The organism is Oceanicola sp. S124 (genome assembly GCF_000220565.1).
In the GTDB taxonomy this organism is placed as follows: domain Bacteria; phylum Pseudomonadota; class Alphaproteobacteria; order Rhodobacterales; family Rhodobacteraceae; genus Pseudooceanicola.
The window spans coordinates 1-3,049 of sequence record NZ_AFPM01000029.1 but is presented as its reverse complement, the minus strand read 5'-3'; the positions used below and the strand labels follow the sequence as shown (position 1 = coordinate 3,049).

The window sequence follows — 3,049 nt, the reverse complement described above, 5'->3', positions numbered from 1 at the left end:
AGCCTTCGAAAGCGCCAAACAGCGCTTCTTCGGCCATTTGCTCACCTCGATGAAGACCCCCACGCTGATCGCATCCATCGATGCCGATCTGGCTGCGGGTCATGCGGCCGTCATGCAGATCGTCTCGACGGGTGAGGCACTGATGGAACGCCGCCTGACGGAAATCCCGACCGACGAGTGGAACGATATCCGCGTCGACATCACGCCCAGGGAATACGTCCTGGACTACCTCGCCCATTCCTTCCCGGTGCAGCTCTACGAACCTTTCACCGACAGCGAGGGCAACCTCTCGTCACGCCCCGTCACGCGCGACGGCCAACCGGTGGAGTGCCGCGAAGCCGTCCGGCGTCGTGATGCGCTGATCGAGAAACTGGCTTCGCTGCCGCCGGTGCCGGGTGCGCTCGACCAGATCGTCCAGCGCTTCGGCACCGATCTTGTGGCCGAGGTCACGGGGCGTTCACGGCGCATCGTGCGGAAGGGCGAAGGGCATTCGGCACGGCTCGTGGTGGAGAACCGGGCCGGAGCCGCGAACCTCACTGAGACCCAAGCCTTCATGGATGACGAAAAGCGTATCCTGATCTTCTCGGATGCCGGCGGCACCGGGCGCAGCTATCACGCAGATCTCGGGGCGAAGAACCAGCGCTTGCGGGTCCACTACCTCTTGGAGCCCGGCTGGAAGGCAGATGCGGCGATTCAGGGCCTTGGTCGCACCAACCGCACCAATCAGGCGCAGCCGCCGCTCTTCCGGCCGGTGGCCACCGATGTGAAGGCGGAGAAGCGGTTCCTTTCGACCATTGCGCGACGTCTCGACACGCTTGGCGCTATAACGCGCGGCCAGCGCCAGACCGGCGGGCAAGGGCTGTTCCGGCCCGAAGACAACCTCGAGTCGCCCTACGCCCGCGACGCCCTGCGCCAGCTTTACCGCCGCATCTATCGCGGCGATCTGGCCGGAGTTTCGCTCGGGGCTTTCGAGGATGCGACCGGGCTCAGCCTGACCGATGACAACGGGCTGAAGGACGACCTGCCGCCGATCACGACCTTCCTCAATCGCCTGCTGGCGCTGACGATCGACATGCAGGCCGTGTTGTTCGCGGGTTTCGAAGAACTCCTCGACCAGCGGATCGAGGGCGCCATCGCCGCCGGGGTCTATGATCTCGGGCTCGAGACACTCCGTGCCGAGAGCTTTCGGGTGACCGACGCACAGGTCATCTACACCCATCCGGGCTCCGGCGCAGAAACCCAGCTTCTCACCATCGCGGAAAAGCGGCGCAACACGCCGACTTCCCTCGCGGATGCGCTCGACTGGCTGGATGACCCGAAGGCGCGGTGTCTCATCAACACACGTTCGGGCCGGGCTGCGGTGCAGGTTCCCGCCACCAGTCTGATGCTGGATGATGGGACCATCGAGCCGCGCCTGCGCCTGATCCGCCCGCTTGAAGCCAGCACGGTCCCGGCGAGGATCATGGAGGACACCCACTGGCTCGAGGCCGATCGCGCGGCCTTCTCCGCAGCCTGGACCGCGGAACTGGCCGAGGTGCCGGAGTTCTCCGAAGCTACGCTGCACATCGTGGCAGGACTGCTGCTGCCGATCTGGAAGCAGCTCCCCCAGGATGAAACCCGCGTCTACCGCCTGCAGACCGATGACGGGCAGCGCATCATCGGTCGACGAGTCTCGCCTGCCTGGGTCGCGACCACGCTCGCCGCCGATGCGCCCAAGCTCTCGGCCGCGCAGGTCCATGCCCTCGTTCTGGAGGGAAAGACTGTGGTGCGCCTGGCCGAAGGGATGGAATTGCACCGTTCCCGCGTCATGGGTGCGAACCGGATCGAACTCTCGGGCTTCTCGGAGGCTGCCAAGGACCGGCTCAAGGCCGATGGCTTCTTCTCGGAGATCATCAGCTGGAAGCTTCGGCTGTTTTGCCCGACCGACGCCGATGGCGTTGCGATACTGGATCGTCTGCTTGCACGTTGTCCTGTCACAAGGCTACATGATCGCGGAGGCTGTTGACCCATGTATTCCGAGACCGAAGACCTCGTGCGCGATCTGGCAGAAAATGCCGAAGGCGTCTGTCGCGCTTACCTTCCCGCCGGACGGCGGGAAGGATCCTACTGGATCGTCGGCGATCTGCAAAACAACCCCGGCCGGTCGCTCTTCGTGCGGCTGGCGGGCCCTGCGTCGGGGCCGGGGGCAGCGGGCAAGTTTACGGATGGGGCCACAGGCGAGCATGGCGATCTCCTGGACATCATCCGCGCCCGGACGGGGATCACGCGCTTCCCCGACCTTCTCGCCGAGGCCCGAGCGCATCTTGGCCGTCCGCAGCCGGTCGTCCCGGATAGGCAAGAGCCGAGGAGGGCCAAGGTGCCCGGTGGCACTCCTGCGGCGGCGGCGCGCCTGTTTGCTGCCTCGAACCCGATCACAGGCACGCTTGCTGAGACTTACCTCCGTTCCCGAGGCATCACCCAATTCGGGGCGAACGGTGCGTTGCGCTTCCACCCGAAGTGCTGGCATCGGGAAGAGGGGCAGACCCGGAGCATCCCCAGACCGGCGATGATCGCGGCGGTTATCGATGGGGCAGGGGCCACGCAGGGCGTGCATCGCACCTGGCTTGCGCCCGACGGAAAGGGCAAAGCAGATGTCGATCCGCAGCGGAGGGCTATGGGTCACCTCCTGGGCAACGCCGTCAGGCTGACTCCGCAGGATGACATCCTCGTCGTGGGCGAGGGCATCGAGACCATGCTGTCCCTGTCCGAGGCGGCTCCGGGTCTTCCCGTCTGGGCGGCACTCTCTTCGGGTCACCTTGGGGCGGTCCTGTTGCCGGAGGGGCTCAAGCGCCTTTACGTTGCGATCGATCGCGATCCGGCCGGGCAGCGTGCGGCAGAGAGGTTGACCGCCAGAGCCACCGAGGTCGGGGTCCCTGTGCGGCTGCTGGAACCGAGGCTCGGGGATTTCAACGATGATCTCCGGGCGAACGGCAAGGACGCGCTGCGCCAGCATCTGGCAGGTCAGATCGGGCCAGAGGATCGGCATCGCCTGTCGGGCTGAGCTGCATCG

Annotated in this window: 2 protein-coding genes; both read left to right on the top strand. The window is 65.9% G+C overall.

The genetic code is table 11. The annotated features are described in order from the left end of the window. Positions 1–2,005: strawberry notch C-terminal domain-containing protein (locus OS124_RS0102525; protein WP_010137735.1), on the top strand; the 2,005-nt coding region annotated here is incomplete at its 5' end. Between the two features lie 3 nt (positions 2,006–2,008). Then, on the top strand, positions 2,009–3,040 hold the full coding sequence (locus OS124_RS0102520) for a DUF7146 domain-containing protein (RefSeq protein WP_010137734.1): 1,032 nt from the start codon (positions 2,009–2,011) through the stop codon (positions 3,038–3,040). The last annotated feature ends 9 nt before the right edge of the window (positions 3,041–3,049 follow it).

What these genes read in the sequence shown, in the direction of transcription:
- OS124_RS0102520 (WP_010137734.1), top strand. Translation starts at nt 2,009, where the DNA reads ATGTATTCCGAGACCGAAGACCTCGTGCGCGATCTGGCAGAAAATGCC.